The following is a 17,050-nucleotide window of genomic DNA, read 5'->3' on the forward strand; positions in this document are numbered from 1 at the left end:
AAAGGGGGAAAAATAATGAAAAAAAATCTTTTACCCAAATTAGTTTTACCAATCTTAGTTGCATCGTCTACTATTATAGGAGTAAATAATACCAAAGTTAGTGCTGCACCTATAAAGGATGCAGAAATAAAATTAACTCAACCTGATGGACAAGTTATTCAATGTTACGCATCAGGAGATGAATTCTACAACTATTTTCATGATTCAAATGGAAGAGCTATCCTTAAAGATGAAAAAACAGGTTATTATGTCTATGGAAAATATGTGAAAGATGAGGTACAACCATCCAGAGAAAGAGTAACAGAGGCTAATATTGAAAATTTAAAACAAATTGATTCTGATAGTAGAGTTAATATGAAAGATGTTAAACTTCCAAAAGATAAAATACAAGAACGAAGAAAATTACTCAATGCAGACAAACCGGCTCAAAGGACAACAAATACTGGGAAACTTAATAATATAGTTATTTTTATAAAATTTAGTGATCAAGATGAATTTAAAACAAGTTTGTCCAAATACGATAATGAATTTAATTCAAAAGACCAAGTATCTGTAAATAATTATTTTAAAGAAATATCCTATGACAAACTAGATATTAATACAACTTTTTACCCTAAACCTAATGGAAATACTATTTTAAGTTATACTGACAGTCATCCAAGAAGCTATTATACTAATGTTCCAGAAAACCAAAGAGTAGCAAAAGAACAAACTTTGCTAAAAAATGCTGTAGAATCTGTTAGAAATCAAATTCCAAGTGATTTAAATGTAGACTCAGATAATGATGGTAAAGTTGATAATGTATGCTTTATTATAAAAGGAGCAACAACTGAATGGTCATCACTTTTATGGCCACATAAATGGAATATGTTCTACGATGTAAGAATAAATAATAAAAGAATAGATACTTATAATTTCCAATTAGAAGATCATTTAAATACTCAGGGTGTTGGAGTTTTAAGCCATGAAATGTTCCATACATTAGGCGCACCAGATCTTTATCATTATCACCAAGAAAGTAGATGCACTAACGATCCTGTAGGGCCATGGGATATAATGGCTTCAACTTCTCATACCCCTCAATCAACAGGCGCTTACATGAAAATGAACTATGGAAAATGGATTGATGATATAAAAGAAATAAATAAACCAGGCAAATATTCAATAAACAAGATAGGTAATGAAGCTAATAATAGTTATATAATAAAATCACCAAATTCAGATAAAGAATATTTCGTAGTAGAATACAGAAAAAGAGAAGGAAAATATGATTCAAATTTACATGGAGAAGGATTATTAGTTTATAGAATTAATACAGCCTTTGCAGGCAAGGGTAATATGGATGGTGCTGATATTGGTGGTACAGGTATCGGTGGTGATGAAGTATATTTATATAGACCAAATGGAAGTTTAAATAATATTGGAGATCTTATTAAAGCTCCTTTAGGCTATAATAGATCAAGCATAGGTTCAAAAGAATTATTCTTATCAGATGGAAGAGATAGTGGAATAAGTTTAAAAAATATTAGTACATTGGGGGATACTGCTAATTTTGATGTTGTTATAAATGGACAAACTGGTAATGGCGAAACTGGAGATGAAAAATTACCACTTAAATATAATGTAAACTTTAACGATACTAAAACATTATCAAAAGCTGAAGATATAAGCGGTGAATGTGTGTATGGAAAGAAAATTAATAATATAGAATTATATTTAAATGGCTCTAAATATATGGATGCTGAACGTGGTAGATTAAATGATCCTGAAAATAAATATGAAGGTTATGACTTATCTAAAGCTGCCTTTAAATTTTCAGTAGACTTTTCAAAATTCTCTGATGGAAATTATCCATACGAAATAAGAATAACTACTGAAGATGGACAAAAAATTTCAATTAAACAAGGTTATTTAAAGGTAAAAAAGCAAACTGGCGGTACAGAAGATAAGGATATTAAGGAATGGAAACCTGGTACAAGCTATAAAGTTGGCGATATAGTAACTTATAATAATTATAAATATAAATGCCTTCAAGCTCATAATGCCATAGTTACTTGGGAGCCATCAAAAACACCAGCTCTTTGGGCAAGAATTTATTAAATATAAACTTATAATTAATCACACTGCTCTAAGATAAAAACACCAATCAATTGTTTTAAAGAATATAAATAAAAAATTTATTTATCACTATAATTTAAGACATATAGAAAGAAAACAGTGCTAAGTATATTATAACTTGGCACTGCTCTATTTATCCAAAGGCTTATCCCCTTTAAGACTCACATCTCATTAAAAGCCTGTTTTCAGTCATTATCTAGTGCTTAAGGATGGTTTTACCAATGTATTAGTTAAGCAAATAATAACGTCGCCTTTCTTTAATGATAGCATTCTAAAATAATTTCATCAACGACACATAATATCCCGGCTCTGCCAGTATTCCTTCCCCTCCAGGGTAATCCTGCTACCGCCTCTTCCTTTTCCGATTTTTACAAACCCTTTTTTCTCCATATCCTTTAAAATATCTCGAATCTCCTTTTGGGACAATAGAAGATACTGCTTCTTCGCCTTCAACAGCAACTTATCCCTTCCGATAAATTCATTCCTCTCTGCTGCCATATAAAGCTGTTCCAGAACAAACCAGAAGGGCGAAACCACCTCCTGCAGTCTCTCCTTCTTCTCCACACTCACCGGTCTGGATGTCCGGTCATGGAAAATAGTAGGGGGTAAATCATCCATATCAATCACCTGTTTCCCGGTATAAACAAAATATTCCACTGTGTTATGCAGTTCCCGGATATTTCCCGGCCAGGAATACTGACGCAGAAAGTCTTTCACTTCCTCCGATAACTTAAAATCACCCCGGAGCTCCTCTTTAAAATGCTCCATCAAAAGAAAGACATCCTCTCCTCGTTCCTGTAACAGCGGTACTACAACCGTCAAAGTATTCAGACGATAATACAGATCCTTTCGGAAGCTTCCTTCCTCCACCTTCTGCTCCAAAGATTCATTGGTTGCTGCAACAATTCTAACATCAACGCTTACGATTCTGCTGCCACCTACACGCATGACTTCGCCTTCCTGCAGAACTCTCAGAAGCTTTACCTGCATAGCCTGGCTCATACCTTCTACTTCATCGAGGAATAAGGTACCACCATGGGCAAATTCAAACAGTCCAGGGCGTCCGCCTTTTTTCGCGCCGGTAAATGCGCCCTCTTCATAGCCAAAAAGCTCGCTTTCCAGAAGATTTTCCGGCATGGCTGCCACATTAATGGCAATAAAAGGACCTTTACTTCGCTTAGATGCACAATGCACCGCATGAGCCAGCAGTTCTTTTCCCGTTCCTGTTTCACCTACAATTAAAACCGGACTTTCGGTAGCCGCCATCCGTTTCAAAATCCCCTTTGTCTGGCAGATACAATCTGACTCTCCGATTACATCATTAAAGGTGTACTTGGCACAATAACCCTTTTTTAGAAGCTGGCTTCTTAGCTCATTCTGTTTGGATTCCAGCTCACTAAATTCCTGCAGGGTAGCAAATGCACCAATGCATTTCTTCTGCCGCAGAACCGGTATAACTTCAATACTTATGTTTACGCCACCCAGCTTAATCACTTTAGGGGGAATTTCTTTCTTATCCTTCAAGGCGCTGTAAAAGGGAATATAGGGAAATACTTTTTCCCCGCACCTGCCAATGACAAGATTTTCAGCGATTTTTGCAATCTGGCAGGCTTTCTTATTGCATGCAAAAATCTCCCCCTTTTCATTAACACCTACCAGTCCCTCATCCAATATTTCCATCAAAATATGAAATTGACTTTCCAGTCTTCTAGAACGGGCATATATCTGATTAAAGCTGTAATTATTCGTTGCCATTGCTTGGAAATAATTTTGGAATTTTTTCGTCTCCAACAACTGTTCAAGTCCCATACGCAAGGCAATCTCAATCATCATTCCCGAGGTACAGGAACGGTGTCCGATATTTAAAACTTTCTTTACACTCTGAGGTACATATCTCTCCTCCTCCGGCGTTACAGCCATATCCACCGGCTCTTCCAAAACAGCACCTGGATAAAATGGAATAAAACGAATATGGTTTACTCCCAGCTGTTGCAGCTGTGCAATAGCCTCTCGAGCCATGGTATCTGTCATATTTACAAAAAGAGCTCGGGTTCCCTTTGGTATCATACTAAGATTTTGCAACGTACTCCACCGGTAGGAAACTTCAATTCCCATGGTAAGGCTGTCTATAGGAACATGACGGGCCACCTCTTCTGCTGAACCATATGCATCTGTTGAAATCACAAATAAATCTGCCTTTGGCAACGTTCCCACGGCAGACCCGTCACTCACATTGTAGGATGCTATCTCGACATATTCCCCAAACAGCTCATTGATTTCTTTTGCATAAAATTCTCCGGCTCTGGCATCCAAAGCCACTACAGACATCGTTTTTTTCATGATCCCTTCATGATTCCTCCATAATTTTCTTATATTACCTATATCTATTATATCTTAAAGAATAAGTGAATGCAATTTTGTATAAATATCAAGATTAGATTAGAATGTAACTTTTTGATCATTTTTTACATTCCTATAGTATAATTTATACCATTCTCCTTATATGACAAAAGGATGCTGCAAACGTTTTTATACAGCATCCTTTTTCTTCCCCTCTGTCAGGTATCTGTATCAGGCCTGATATGTCTTCCAGGTCTTTTTCTTAACCCTCCAGAGCCTTTTTGATATCCATGGTGATTTCATTATTTTCTAAAACGAAACATGGAATTCCTAGGCTTTCTGTTCCTCTAATTTCTTCGTAAAGAGCATTAGTATCTCTTAGTTTTAAATATTCCTTTAAATCTGCATGACAAGACAGAATATCCTTAAAATCAATATCTGCTTCAACAGCAGAAAGCTTGTTTAATGCAGCTAAGGTATCTGGGCAAAGATGGCTTCCAATTACAGTAATTTTCATATTATTTCCTCCTTATTTTACAGCAATTGCTTCAATTTCACATAATACACCCTTCGGAAGGGTCTTTACTGCTATACAACTGCGGGCCGGCTTTGATACGAAATATTTTGCATAAACCTCATTAAAATCTGCAAAATCCCCCATATCCGCTAAAAAGCAGGTGGTTTTAAATACTTTTTCAAATCCGGTGCCTGCCGCTTCCAGAATGGCACCCACATTTTCGCAACTTTGTTTTGCTTGTTCTGAAATTTCCTTCCCTATTTCTCCATTTTCCGGATTAACCGGTATCTGGCCGGAAGTATAAACAATACCGTTTACTTCATATCCCTGAGAGTATGGTCCAATAGCTCCTGGGGCTTTTATTGTTTCAATAATTTTCATATGTTCTTCTTCCTTTCTTTTTATATATTCTAGGACTTTTTTAGTCCTCCATAACCTTTTTGATATCCATGGTCAGTTCATTATTTTCTAAAACAAAACATGGAATTCCTAGGCTTTCTGTTCCTTTGATTTCTTCGTAAAGAGCATTAGTATCTCTTAGTTTTAAATATTCCTTTAAATCTGCATGGCAGGACAGTATATCCTTAAAATCAATATCTGCTCCAACAGCAGAAAGCTTATTTAATGCAGCTAAGGTATCTGGGCAAAGATGACTTCCAATTACAGTAATTTTCATGTATTCATTTTCCTTTCTTTTTATTTTTTTCTTTTTCTCTCTCTTTAACAGCTAATTTCTATTTTATTTTTCTCTCCCTTTTTATTTTTCTCTCCCTTTAACAGCCAATCCTTGCCTTCCACAAAACGTGCAATAATCATGGAAGCAATAGTATCACCTGACGAATTTAGGCAGGTAGCTGCTGGGTCCACCAAAAATCCGATGGTGGCGATTAATGGGAACGCTTCACCTGGAAAACCAAAGAAACTGACAATCAGCATTTCTCCTACCAGACCGCCACCTGGAGCACCAGATAATACAAATGCACTTAAAATTGATACCAGGACAGCCATAGCATAGGTTCCTATCCCTGTAAACGGCATTTTGAACACACCGAACAGAAAAGCGATCTTTGTTATGGACGAAATTACGGAACCGTCCATATGCATGGTAGCTCCCATAGGGAGAACGATGTTAGAGATATCCTCCGGTACTCCGATATTTTTACAGGCTTTCATATTAACGGGCAAGGTAGCCACAGAGCTTTGTGTGGCAAATGAAGTAACTGCAGGATCCAAAATATTCTGCAGCATTTTCCTTACTCCCAGCCTTCCTCCAGCAAAATATGTATAAGCCGGGTAGAAAACCATCCCATAAACAAGACACATCGGATAATAAATCAGCATCGTACGTCCATAATCCCCAATCAGCTGAGGACCAAATTTACCAATCAGATTTGCAAAATAAGCGCCCAATCCAATAGGAGCTAACTTCATAATCATTTCCACAATCCGCATAATAACCCTATTCAGGTTTTCTAATAACTTACCTACAGCACTTTCTTCCCCACCGCAGGCAGATACAGCCAAACCGGAAATGATGGCAAATACAATAATCGGCAACATGTTTTTACGACTCATAAGACCAGAAAAATCGTCAACCGTCAAAGAGCCTACAATCATAGAGCTGATACTTGCACTCTCCTGCACCTTTGCGCTTTCCATTGCAATTGCAGTATTCGCTGCCGGCGACCAGATATTGACAACTACCAGAACCAGCACTGCCGCGAAACATCCGGTTACCACAAAGGTCAGCATCAGACTTCCCAAGATTTTACCCAAACGTTTCATATTCAACATACTGCCTACAGCAGTTGCTATTGAAACAAATACCATGGGAACTACAATAGTAAACATTAAATTAATAAAAATATTTCCTAAAGGCTCAAATACTGTTGCCTTTTCCCCCAAAACAACACCCAATATAGCTCCCGTAATAATCCCCCCAAGCAAAATGAGTGGAGATCGATAACTCTCCCATATTTTCTTCTTCCCCATATTTTCTCCTTTCCAGCATTTCATAAAAACCCTAGCTTTTGTATTTTATAATTTATCCATTGCTTCTTTTAACTGTTTCAATGCCTGTTCCAGTACAGAGCGCGGGCATGCTGCATTAAGTCTCATGTATCCGGAAAGACTGCGTCCAAAACTGCATCCTTCATTTAAGCCTAAACCAGCTTTATGAATCATGAAGTCACGGAGCTCTTCATTGCTCATGCCTAATTCTCGGCAGTCCAGCCAGACCAGATATGTAGCATCTGGAACATTAGGCTTGATTTTTGGAATGTTTTCATCAAAATATTTCTTAATAAAATCAAAGTTTTCTGAGATGTAAGCAAGCAACTGTGTTAGCCACTCTTCGCCTTCATTGTAAGCTGCTTCCATGGCTACTGAGCTAAAAGCATTGTTTCTTTGAATATCCATATTCATCCAAAAATCGTCGAACTTCTGTTTCATCTGCTTATTTGGAAAGATAGTCGTAGAAGCCTGAAGACCTGCTAGGTTGAAAGTTTTAGTTGCAGATACACAGGTAATAATTTTTTTTGCAATTTCTTTGGAAAGTGTTGCTGTAGGCGTATGCTTCTTTCCATGGAAAATTAAATCTGAGTGTATTTCATCTGACACTAGAAGCACATCATTTGCAATACAGATTTCCACCATCCGTTTTAATTCCTCCGGCTCCCATACAATGCCAAGGGGATTGTGGGGATTACACAGAAGAAAAATCTTACACTCTTTTGCTTTTTTTTCAAACTCCTCAAAATCAACATGCCATTTTTCATTTTTTTCTATAAGCTGATTTTCTACCACTACTCGTCCCCAAGCTTCTGTGACATCATAAAACTCTGAATAAACCGGAGTCTGAATCAAAATTTTGTCGCCAGTGTGGCTGAAAACTTTAACAATAGCCGATAATGCAGGAACAACCCCTAAGCTCCAGCTCATCAGGGATACATCAACATCCCATTGATTCCGCTTTTTTTCCCATTCCTGTACAGCCTTAAAATAACTGTCTGGCCTGGAAGTATAACCCCAGAGGCCCTCCTCGGCTTTTCTTTTGCAAGCATCGATGATTGGTTGAGCAATTCTGAAATCCATATCCGCAATCCACAAAGGAATTACTTCATTGGTACCAAATTTTTTCACACGTTCATCATACTTTGCAGCACGATTATTGCTGCGGTCAATGATTTCATCAAAATCATATTTCATAATAAATCTTCCTTTCCTTACTGTCCTCGTTGTTTACAGTTGATACTAATATGATGAGCAAAAACCATGCCAAAAAATTTTTTTGCATTTTTAAACAAATTTTATATTTTTTCACCTTCTCAGCTTATCTTAATTGGTCTATTTGGTCATATATATGGTTAATATGTTTTATATGACCATTTTAACCATATTCTGTGATTATTTTACCTTTCTTTCCGATTCTAATCCCCTTCTTTTTCTCTTATTTAAAAATTGGCATATTTTTTGCTCTATATAAAAAGTAAAAAACAAAGCCTGAAAGGAGATTTTTCTAATGCTAACAAAAGAAAATTTATTAACCTTATTAAAGCAGGAGGTTGTTCCTGCCCTCGGATGTACCGAACCTGTCTGTGTAGCCCTGGCTACGGCAGACGCCTATCATGCCATAGGAGGCGGAATTGTTTCTATTAAAATAGAAGTAAATCCTGGAATCTATAAAAACGGAATGTCTGTAGGTATCCCCGGCTTCGACCGCGTAGGCCTTAAATATGCAGCCTCACTAGGAGCAGTCATGGGAAATCCTGAGAAGAAGCTAGAGCTTTTAGAGGACATCACACCAGAGTTAAGCCAAAGAGCCATAAAAATTGTAGAAAACAGCCAGGCTGTAGTAGTAATTAATCATGAAGAAGCTCAGTTATACGTACGGGCGGAAATCATCACCACTGCCGGAATCGGCATCAGCGAAATCCGTGGCACCCATTCCAATATAATTTTTACTAAACGAAATAATGATATGCTTCTGCAGAAGGAATACTCTGCCGACTCTGACGATTCCCTTCATCAGCAGCTGAAGCTTATGGGCATAGCTGAAATTCGTAAGTTGATTGACGAGTGCAAGGAAGAAGAGCTTTCCTTCCTATTAGACGGTGTTGATATGAATGAAAGGCTAGCAGACTATGGTCTGGAGCATTCTCTGGGAATCGGCATCGCTTCTGCCCTACAGGAAAAAATGACCACAGATATTATGGGAGATAATTTATTCAGTCGAACTATGCTCCGCGTTGCTAGTAGCGCTGAAGGTCGTATGAGCGGCTGTCCCTACGCCGTCATGAGCAGTGCCGGTAGCGGCAATCACGGAATCACAGCTATTCTGCCCGTAACCGAAATGGCCCGTTACTTAAATTCCTCCAGAGAGCAGCTGGTAAAAGCACTGGCATTTTCACACACTCTCAACGTCTATATCAAGCTTTTTACAGGCAAGCTGTCTGCCACCTGTGGCTGCGGCGTATCCGCTGCTACAGCAGCATCAGCAGCTATGGTATGGCTGATGGGGGGAAATGATGACAAGATTGCCAATGCCATTATCAACATGAGTGGAAATTTAACTGGTATGATTTGTGACGGCGGCAAAATCGGCTGTGCCTTAAAGTTAGCTACCGCAACAAATGCAGCATTAATGTGCGCTTATCTGGCTATGTCTGACGTAGCGCTACAGCCATCAGACGGAATCTGCGATGTAACAGCGGAACAAGTTATCCGAAACATGGGACAAGTCAGCAATCCTGGCATGGTTGAAACAGACCGAACCATTCTATCTATCATGATAGATAAAGACCAAAGATAGTAAACTGTACCCTGTAAGATAAACACAGAAAAGAGGCTGTGTTAACTTACAGGGTACTTTTTTCCTTTCAATTTAAGCCTAAATTTTTATTAAGTAATCTATCAAATTTTAATTACAAGGATAATCTTTCTTATACTTTATATAGTATAATCTACGATTCTAAAATAGCTTGATCATTAAAATTATCTATTATTTATCATAAATAGAAAAAGAATTTAAATAATTTATTTTTTATAATTAATATAAATTTATATAAAATTATACTTTTTATGTAAAGTTTCAAACAATAATTGCGATAATAAACAGAAAAAGTAAAATTTGAAAAAAAGGGGGTGAAAAAAGTGAAAAAGAGGAAGATTTCTATAATAATAGTTTGTCTAATTATAATTACATCTGTAATTTTAATTTATAATCACAATAAAACTAAGAAAAATGATACTGAGACCAATATACAAAAAGTTCAGTCTGAAAAAAATTCATCTAGGAGCAATATAAAGAATAACAATTCTAAAAATAATTCTAAGAATAAAAAAGAAACTTCTAAAAATGGAGAAAATGATGATTCAAAAATCAATGAAGATGAAATACCTAGTGTTATTAAAAATAATAATGCAAAAAACTTAGATGATGTAAAAAATTTAGATAAAATATCCTCATTAGAAATTATTGATAGTGATATAGAACATATAGATAAATTAAAAGGGAAAGAAAATATTAAAGCTTTAAAAATAGTCCACTGTAATATAAAAGATTTAGAAATTATATCTACATTAAAAAACCTTGAGAATTTAGAAATTATAGATTGCAAATTAAATGATGTATCAATAGTTAAAAACTTAAAACAATTAAAAAGATTAGATATTAGCAATAATCAAATAAATAACTTAGAAGGAATAGGAAACTTAACAAATTTAAAAGAGCTTTATATGTCAAACAACAATATAACAAATATAAAACCAATGTGTAGTTTACTTAAATTAACTAATTTGGATATTAGTGATAATAGAGTTAATACAATTAAAGAATTAAAAAATATGAAATCTATTAAAGAACTTAATATCTGTAATAACAATATATCTGATCTAGAAGGGATAAAAAATATGGAACAACTTATAGGTCTTTGGGCCAGTAACAATAAAATAAGTAATGTTTCTATACTCTCAAATAAAAATGAAATAGTGAACTTAGCATTAGATAACAACAAAATATCAGATATATCAGTTATAAGTAATTTTAAAAAATTGAAATCTCTAAAACTAGATAAAAATAATATATCCAATTATAAACCAGTAAAAGATATATATATAAATCTAGTTGAACCAGATTTCTCAATATAAAATAAAAAGGGGGAAAAACAATGAAAAAAAATCTTTTACCAAAACTGGTCTTACCAATTTTAGTTGCTTCATCTACTATTATAGGAGCAAATCAAACCAAGGTTAGTGCTGCGCCTATAAAGGATGCAGAAGTAAAATTAACTCAACCTGATGGACAAGTTATTCAATGTTACGCCTCAGGAGATGAATTTTATAACTATTTACACGATTCAAATGGAAGAGCTATAGTTAAGGATGAAAAAACGGGCTATTATGTTTATGGAAAATATGTAAAAAGTAAAGTACAACCATCTAGAGAAAGAGTAACAAAGAGCAATATTGAAACTTTAAAACAAATTGATTCTGATAGCAAAGTTAACATGAAAGATGTTAAAGCTCCAAAGGATGAGATTGAAAAACAAAGAGAGTTGCTCAATGCAAACAATCCAATCCAAAGAACAAAAAATATTGGACAACTTAATAATATAGTTATTTTTATAAAATTTAGCGATCAAGATGAAATAACAAGAGATTTTTCTATCTATGATAGGCAATTTAATTCAAAAAATCAGGCATCTTTAAATAATTATTACAAAGAAGTATCATATAACAAACTAGATGTTAATACAACTTTTTATCCTAAACCTAATGGAGATAAAGTTTTAAGTTATACTGACAGTCACCCAAGAAGTTATTATACTAATGTTCCACAAAATGAAAGAGCAGCAAGAGAGCAAACCTTACTTAAAAATGCTGTTGATTCTGTCAAAAGTGAAATTCCAAAGGACTTAAATGTGGACTCAGATAATGATGGCAAAGTTGATAATGTATGCTTTATTATAAAAGGAGCAACAACTGGATGGTCATCACTTTTATGGCCTCATAAATGGAATATGTTCTACCAAGATGTAAGAATAAATGGTAAAAAAATAGATACTTATAATTTCCAATTGGAAGATTTTATAGGTGATAATGGTATTGGAGTTTTAAGCCATGAAATGTTCCATACCTTAGGAGCGCCGGATCTTTATCACTATAATTATGATGGCAAAGTTGCTGTAGGACCATGGGATGTAATGGATCAAACCGCATCTATTCCTCAATCCATGGGGGCATACATGAAAATGAATTACGGTAAGTGGCTTAATAACATAAATGAAATAAATAAACCAGGAAAATATTCAATAGGTAAAATAGGTAATGAAGCTAATAACAGTTATATTATAAAGTCACCAAATTCAAACAAAGAATATTTTGTAGTAGAATACAGAAAAAATGAAGGACAATATGAATCGAATTTACCTGGAGAAGGGTTATTAGTTTATAGAATTAATACAGCATTTCAAGGTAGAGGTAATTCTAGTGGTAATGATGAAGTATATGTATACAGACCAAATGGAAGTTTAAATAATGTTGGAGATATATCTAAAGCAGCTTTAGCTTATAATAAAACAAGTATAAATTCAAAGGAATTATTCTTATCAGATGGAAGTGATAGCGGAATAAGTTTAGAAAATATTAATGTATCAGGTAACACTGTTAACTTTAATGTTGTTATAAATGGACAAACTGCTGGTGGTGAAACTGTTGATAAAAACTTACCACTTAAGCACCAAGTGAATTTTGATGATACCAAAACATTATCAAACACTGAAAATATAATTGGTGAATGTGTATATGGAAAGAAAATTAATAATATAGAATTATATATAAATGGATATAAATATATGGATGCTGAACGTAGCAAATTAAATGATCCAGGAAATAAATATAAAGGTTATGACTTATCCAAAGCTGCATTCAAATTTTCAATGGACTTTTCAAGATGGTATGAATCTAATTATCCATACGAAATAAAGGTAACTACAGAAGATGGACAAAGGATTTCAATTAAAAAAGGTTATTTAAGAGTAAAAAAACAGGGAAACAGCAAGAAATTACCTTTCAAAGGTAATTTCAACTTAGGAGATAATGAAGCTTTATATGGCGCTAGAACTTTAACCGGTGAATGTGTTTATGGAAAAGAAATTAAAGCAGTTAAATTATATGTCAACGGATACCCATATGTTGATGCAAAAAGATATGCAATAAGAGATTACAAAAATAAATATGCTGGATATGATTTATCAAAAGCAGGATTTAAATTTGATTTATATTTTTCAAATTGGCACAATTATGACTATCCTTACAAAATAGTAGCAATAGACTCTGAAGGAAATGAAATGTTAATTAAAGAAGGTCATTTAAAGGTTAGAAACTAATATTATAAATTAAAATACTTTAAATGATGTGTTAAGTATATGTAAGTAGGTAAATTTGTATAAAAACAAATTTACCTACATTTTTTATAGCATAAGCAAATAAATTTTGAGCAATTATAAATAAGTCTTTGCTATATCTATTATTACATCAATCCCATCTCTATATTTAATTTTATTCTATTATGGTTTATCTTCTATGCTTAAAAATTACTTAATAATGATCAATTCTTTTAACTATACTTTTTTAGACAAAGTTTAAATTCCACTCCCTTTTCACTGTTTGAAATAGAATACTTTCCATTATGTGCATCTAAAATCATTTTTACTATATAAAGTCCAAGGCCACTACCTCCACTTTTCCTATTACGAGATTTCTCAATTCTATAAAAAGGTTTAAATATTTCTTTAAGTTCATTTTCCTCTATATAGATTCCTGTATTTTCTATCTTTAATATAATTTCATCTCTTTCTTCATAGAGACTTGCATAAACTTTCTCATTTTCTGGAGAATGATTAATAGCATTGGTTATTATATTGTTCACTACTTTTTTTAATAATTTACTATCTCCACAAACAAATAAATCTTCTTTTATATTTTTATCTATGAATATATTCTTTCTTTTAGATATAAAGGAGGTATTATAAATACATTCTTCAACTATTTTACTTAAAGAAACTTGCTCTTTTTTAGGTTTAAAGCCCTGGGATTCTAATTTTGATATTTCTAAAGTTTCCTTAACCATATATTCCATATCATTTAAAACTTCAAGGTTTCTTTTTAAATATTTATCCCTATCCTTATAAACACCTATATTAGATAACATTCCTTCTATTTGACCCTTTAAAATAGTTATAGGGGTTTTTAATTCATGAGATATAGTTGCTATAAATTCTCTTCTTTTTTTCTCTATTTCTCTTTCTTTAGCAATATCATCTAATAATTGTTCATTAGCCCTTTGGAGTTCTTCCATAGAGATCCTTAAATTGTCAGATAGATCATTTAAACTTTGAGAAAGTTCACCTATTTCATCCTCCCCTTTTACGGTACACTTTTTAGTAAAATCTAATTTTGCCATCTCCTTAGCTACTTTGTTTATACTTATTAAAGGTTTAGATATAAATCTAGAATAAATTAATCCTCCTATTATAGAAATTAAAATTACAACCAATCCTATGTAAGGTATAAGTAGAACTAAAACTTTAGATGCCTCTGATATAGGCTGAAGTGGAGCAGTTAAATATAAATTATATTCTTCCTCACTATTACGAAATTTTATTTTTCTATAACTTCTATATGTAGACCTACTATTAAGTTTTTCCTTATTTTTAAAATGGGGTAAATCTTCTTCTTTAGGTATAGCTATAGGACTTTTTTGAGAAAAATTAGTAAAATAAATAGCTCTTCCATATTCGTCTGTTACTAATATAGTTGCATTATTATCAAATGAAATTTTTCCTAAATATTCTTCAATATTATTTATGTCTAACTTAGGTGAATTAGTTACTATACTATCTAATTGGTTTTCTATAGTCATTTTTTTATATTTATGATAATAATTAGGAAGTAACATATAAATTATAGAGTAAGTACATATAGAGCTTATTACTAATAATAATGTAGTTACTAAAAATAGTTTATATAATATACTTTTTTTAAATTTATTTTTCAATTTTATACCCCACTCCTCTTATGGTTTTTATATAATCTACATTTAACTTTTGTCTCAAATTTTTGATATGGGTATCAATAACACGGGTATCTCCAAAATAATCATAACCCCATATTTGATTTAATAAAGATTCTCTCGAAAAAACCCTTCCTACATTTAATATTAATATTTCTAATATTTGAAATTCCTTATAAGTTAGTTCTATTTCTTTACTATTAACTAAAGTCTTATAATTAGAAGGATATATTGTTATTTCTTCAAAGGTTAAAGTTGAATTATTTTCTTCTAAACCATTAACTCTTCTAAGTACTGCTTCCACTCTTTTTATTAATAAATTAATAGAAAAGGGTTTTGTTATGTAATCATCTACTTTTAATTCAAAACCCCTCATTTCATCCTCTTCTTCCCCTAAAGCAGTAAGCATTATTATAGGCACACTTGATTCTTTTCTTATAATTTCACACACTACAAATCCATCGATTTTAGGAAGCATCACATCTAAAATTATTAAATCAAAATTCCCCTCTCTAAACATCTCCACCGCCATTAATCCATCTGTAGCCTTTTCTACTAAATATCCACTTTCCTTTAAAACTTCACTTATAATAGTTTGTATATCAAAATCGTCCTCTACTACAAGAATTTTCTTTGGCATTGTAATCCCTCTCCTGTTTAAATATATCATTAATTATGCATAACTATTTTTACATATTAATATATTTATAATCTTTACTTTATTTATTATTTATAAATTAATAAAAATAAATTCCTTTATATTTTATACTAATAAATACTCAAAATCTATGAACATATTTTAAATAATCATTATGTATCATTAATTTTAAATAAAAAATAGGGCTATCTCAAAATAAAAATAGCTTTAATTTTAAAACCGTAAATATAAATAATATATTCATAAAGCACTTCATTTTGCTAAGGAGTTCTAAATTTGACTCCATTAAAAATTTTTTACCCAGTAGAGGCACCATCCTTGGTTTCACTACTGGCTCCTCACGTCCTGTGAAGAATTACAAAAATTTTTAATTCCGTCAAATTAAGAACTACTAAAGCTAATTCATATGTTTATTACATATATTATTTATATCTACTCTATTAAAATTAAAGCTATTTTGAGATGCCATTTTTTATTATCTTAGTTATCTAAGTTGTGTTTGTACAAAACTTAGGTAGTTAAAAGTTTTAATATTCTAAGTTTATATTTTTATTTTTTTCGGCAAATCTTTCCTTAATCTCATCTTTTCTACGTTTAATATCTGTAGTGTTTATAGTAGCTATTACTCCTTCTACCACACTTTGAAATCTTTCAAAAGGGATTCCTACTGCCATTTCTTCATCCTTCCATTTTGCTAAAAATCTAGTGCTTGGACAAAGAACTGTAGTATTTAATCTACCTTTTATATAAGGTTCTACAGTAGCTTCTGCACAAATTGCTTGCATTGAAGCACCTGTAATTTCTAATCTACCACCTTCATGGTATACATATCCTTGTTGAATTCTCATAGCTTGATAAGGATTTACTATAAAAATAACTACATCTGGAATAGTTTTAAATTCTTCTAAGGGTGCTACTGCAACACCATATGTAGTAGCACCTGTTCTATATAATCCAGGTACTCCTTCTCTTACTCTTCTTGCTGCAGCTGGAGTTTTATATAAATTATATGAAAAATACTCTGCACCGGACTCTATTCTTTCTGTGGAAGGTTCAAGATTTAATGCAGTGGTGCCTCCATCACAGCTTAAATGTTCAAGTCTTATTTTAAATGCTTTCCCTCTAGTAGCTTTCTCTACTACACAGCAATAAGATAATGGTGCATTAGGTTCCTTCCATTCTAATTTACTATACTCCTCTTTGTCAAAATATAATTTTATGCCTACAGGTCTTCTACTAAAATTTAATGCACAGTTAATATCTTCACATAATTCTTTAACAATATTTTTATCATATGGATCCTGTGGAAATCCATAAGTTATTTTTTCATGTTTAAATGGCATAT

Annotated in this window: 13 protein-coding genes; 4 read left to right on the forward strand and 9 right to left on the reverse strand. The window is 32.9% G+C overall.

Annotated elements, in window-relative coordinates:
* Window positions 1-15: 15 nt before the first annotated feature.
* The gene (locus tag ACYUDJ_RS02440) at window positions 16-2,100 is read left to right on the forward strand and encodes a M6 family metalloprotease domain-containing protein (RefSeq protein ID WP_043031957.1); all 2,085 of its coding nucleotides are present in this window, start codon (window positions 16-18) and stop codon (window positions 2,098-2,100) included.
* Between the two features lie 303 nt (window positions 2,101-2,403).
* On the opposite strand, the gene ACYUDJ_RS02445 is transcribed toward ACYUDJ_RS02440, so the two are convergent.
* From ACYUDJ_RS02445 to ACYUDJ_RS02470, 6 genes are all read right to left on the reverse strand, one after another.
* Window positions 2,404-4,491, reverse strand: coding sequence for a sigma-54 interaction domain-containing protein (locus ACYUDJ_RS02445; protein ID WP_080333526.1), 2,088 nt, complete (start codon window positions 4,489-4,491; stop codon window positions 2,404-2,406).
* Window positions 4,492-4,720: 229 nt separating this feature from the next.
* A complete protein-coding gene (locus ACYUDJ_RS02450) occupies window positions 4,721-4,975 on the reverse strand; it encodes a glutaredoxin (RefSeq protein WP_003405252.1) in 255 nt (84 codons plus the stop codon).
* Window positions 4,976-4,987: 12 nt separating this feature from the next.
* Complete coding sequence (locus tag ACYUDJ_RS02455) at window positions 4,988-5,356, reverse strand: RidA family protein (RefSeq protein ID WP_043031959.1); 369 nt, start codon at window positions 5,354-5,356, stop codon at window positions 4,988-4,990.
* Window positions 5,357-5,396: 40 nt separating this feature from the next.
* Entirely contained in the window at window positions 5,397-5,651 is a 255-nt protein-coding gene (locus ACYUDJ_RS02460; RefSeq protein WP_003485715.1) for a glutaredoxin, read from the reverse strand.
* A 44-nt stretch (window positions 5,652-5,695) separates the two neighbouring features.
* Window positions 5,696-6,991 carry a dicarboxylate/amino acid:cation symporter gene (locus ACYUDJ_RS02465; RefSeq protein ID WP_080333527.1) on the reverse strand — a complete coding sequence of 432 codons (1,296 nt, stop codon included), beginning with the start codon at window positions 6,989-6,991 and terminating at the stop codon, window positions 5,696-5,698.
* 21 nt (window positions 6,992-7,012) lie between these two features.
* Window positions 7,013-8,182, reverse strand: coding sequence for a MalY/PatB family protein (locus ACYUDJ_RS02470; RefSeq protein WP_043031961.1), 1,170 nt, complete (start codon window positions 8,180-8,182; stop codon window positions 7,013-7,015).
* A gap of 313 nt (window positions 8,183-8,495) precedes the next feature.
* Between ACYUDJ_RS02470 and ACYUDJ_RS02475 the strand changes: the two genes are divergently transcribed.
* From ACYUDJ_RS02475 to ACYUDJ_RS02485, 3 genes are all read left to right on the forward strand, one after another.
* A complete protein-coding gene (locus ACYUDJ_RS02475) occupies window positions 8,496-9,785 on the forward strand; it encodes an L-cysteine desulfidase family protein (RefSeq protein WP_043031962.1) in 1,290 nt (429 codons plus the stop codon).
* 341 nt (window positions 9,786-10,126) lie between these two features.
* Entirely contained in the window at window positions 10,127-11,122 is a 996-nt protein-coding gene (locus ACYUDJ_RS02480) for a leucine-rich repeat domain-containing protein (RefSeq protein ID WP_043031963.1), read from the forward strand.
* A gap of 20 nt (window positions 11,123-11,142) precedes the next feature.
* Window positions 11,143-13,362 (forward strand): M6 family metalloprotease domain-containing protein, encoded by a 2,220-nt coding sequence (locus ACYUDJ_RS02485; protein WP_043031964.1) that lies wholly within the window; start codon window positions 11,143-11,145, stop codon window positions 13,360-13,362.
* A gap of 230 nt (window positions 13,363-13,592) precedes the next feature.
* Here the strand turns inward: ACYUDJ_RS02485 and ACYUDJ_RS02490 are convergent, their stop codons facing one another.
* The 3 genes from ACYUDJ_RS02490 to ACYUDJ_RS02500 form a co-directional block, all read right to left on the reverse strand.
* Window positions 13,593-15,032: a sensor histidine kinase gene (locus ACYUDJ_RS02490; protein WP_043031965.1), complete on the reverse strand. Its 1,440-nt coding sequence runs from the start codon at window positions 15,030-15,032 to the stop codon at window positions 13,593-13,595.
* Window positions 15,022-15,687 carry a response regulator transcription factor gene (locus ACYUDJ_RS02495; RefSeq protein ID WP_043031966.1) on the reverse strand — a complete coding sequence of 222 codons (666 nt, stop codon included), beginning with the start codon at window positions 15,685-15,687 and terminating at the stop codon, window positions 15,022-15,024. Before ACYUDJ_RS02495 ends, ACYUDJ_RS02490 begins: the two co-directional genes overlap by 11 nt.
* A 545-nt stretch (window positions 15,688-16,232) precedes the next feature.
* Window positions 16,233-17,048 carry a DUF169 domain-containing protein gene (locus tag ACYUDJ_RS02500; protein ID WP_040108294.1) on the reverse strand — a complete coding sequence of 272 codons (816 nt, stop codon included), beginning with the start codon at window positions 17,046-17,048 and terminating at the stop codon, window positions 16,233-16,235.
* Between the last annotated feature and the right edge of the window lie 2 nt (window positions 17,049-17,050).

Source organism: Clostridium sp. CTA-6, assembly GCF_054768115.1.

Bases quoted from the DNA above. Each gene is read 5' to 3' on its own strand.
- ACYUDJ_RS02440 (WP_043031957.1), top strand. From the start codon at position 16: ATGAAAAAAAATCTTTTACCCAAATTAGTTTTACCAATCTTAGTTGCA.
- ACYUDJ_RS02450 (WP_003405252.1), bottom strand. From the start codon at position 4,975: ATGAAAATTACTGTAATTGGAAGCCATCTTTGCCCAGATACCTTAGCT.
- ACYUDJ_RS02455 (WP_043031959.1), bottom strand. From the start codon at position 5,356: ATGAAAATTATTGAAACAATAAAAGCCCCAGGAGCTATTGGACCATAC.
- ACYUDJ_RS02460 (WP_003485715.1), bottom strand. From the start codon at position 5,651: ATGAAAATTACTGTAATTGGAAGTCATCTTTGCCCAGATACCTTAGCT.
- ACYUDJ_RS02465 (WP_080333527.1), bottom strand. From the start codon at position 6,991: ATGAAATGCTGGAAAGGAGAAAATATGGGGAAGAAGAAAATATGGGAG.
- ACYUDJ_RS02470 (WP_043031961.1), bottom strand. From the start codon at position 8,182: ATGAAATATGATTTTGATGAAATCATTGACCGCAGCAATAATCGTGCT.
- ACYUDJ_RS02475 (WP_043031962.1), top strand. From the start codon at position 8,496: ATGCTAACAAAAGAAAATTTATTAACCTTATTAAAGCAGGAGGTTGTT.
- ACYUDJ_RS02485 (WP_043031964.1), top strand. From the start codon at position 11,143: ATGAAAAAAAATCTTTTACCAAAACTGGTCTTACCAATTTTAGTTGCT.
- ACYUDJ_RS02495 (WP_043031966.1), bottom strand. From the start codon at position 15,687: ATGCCAAAGAAAATTCTTGTAGTAGAGGACGATTTTGATATACAAACT.
- ACYUDJ_RS02500 (WP_040108294.1), bottom strand. From the start codon at position 17,048: ATGCCATTTAAACATGAAAAAATAACTTATGGATTTCCACAGGATCCA.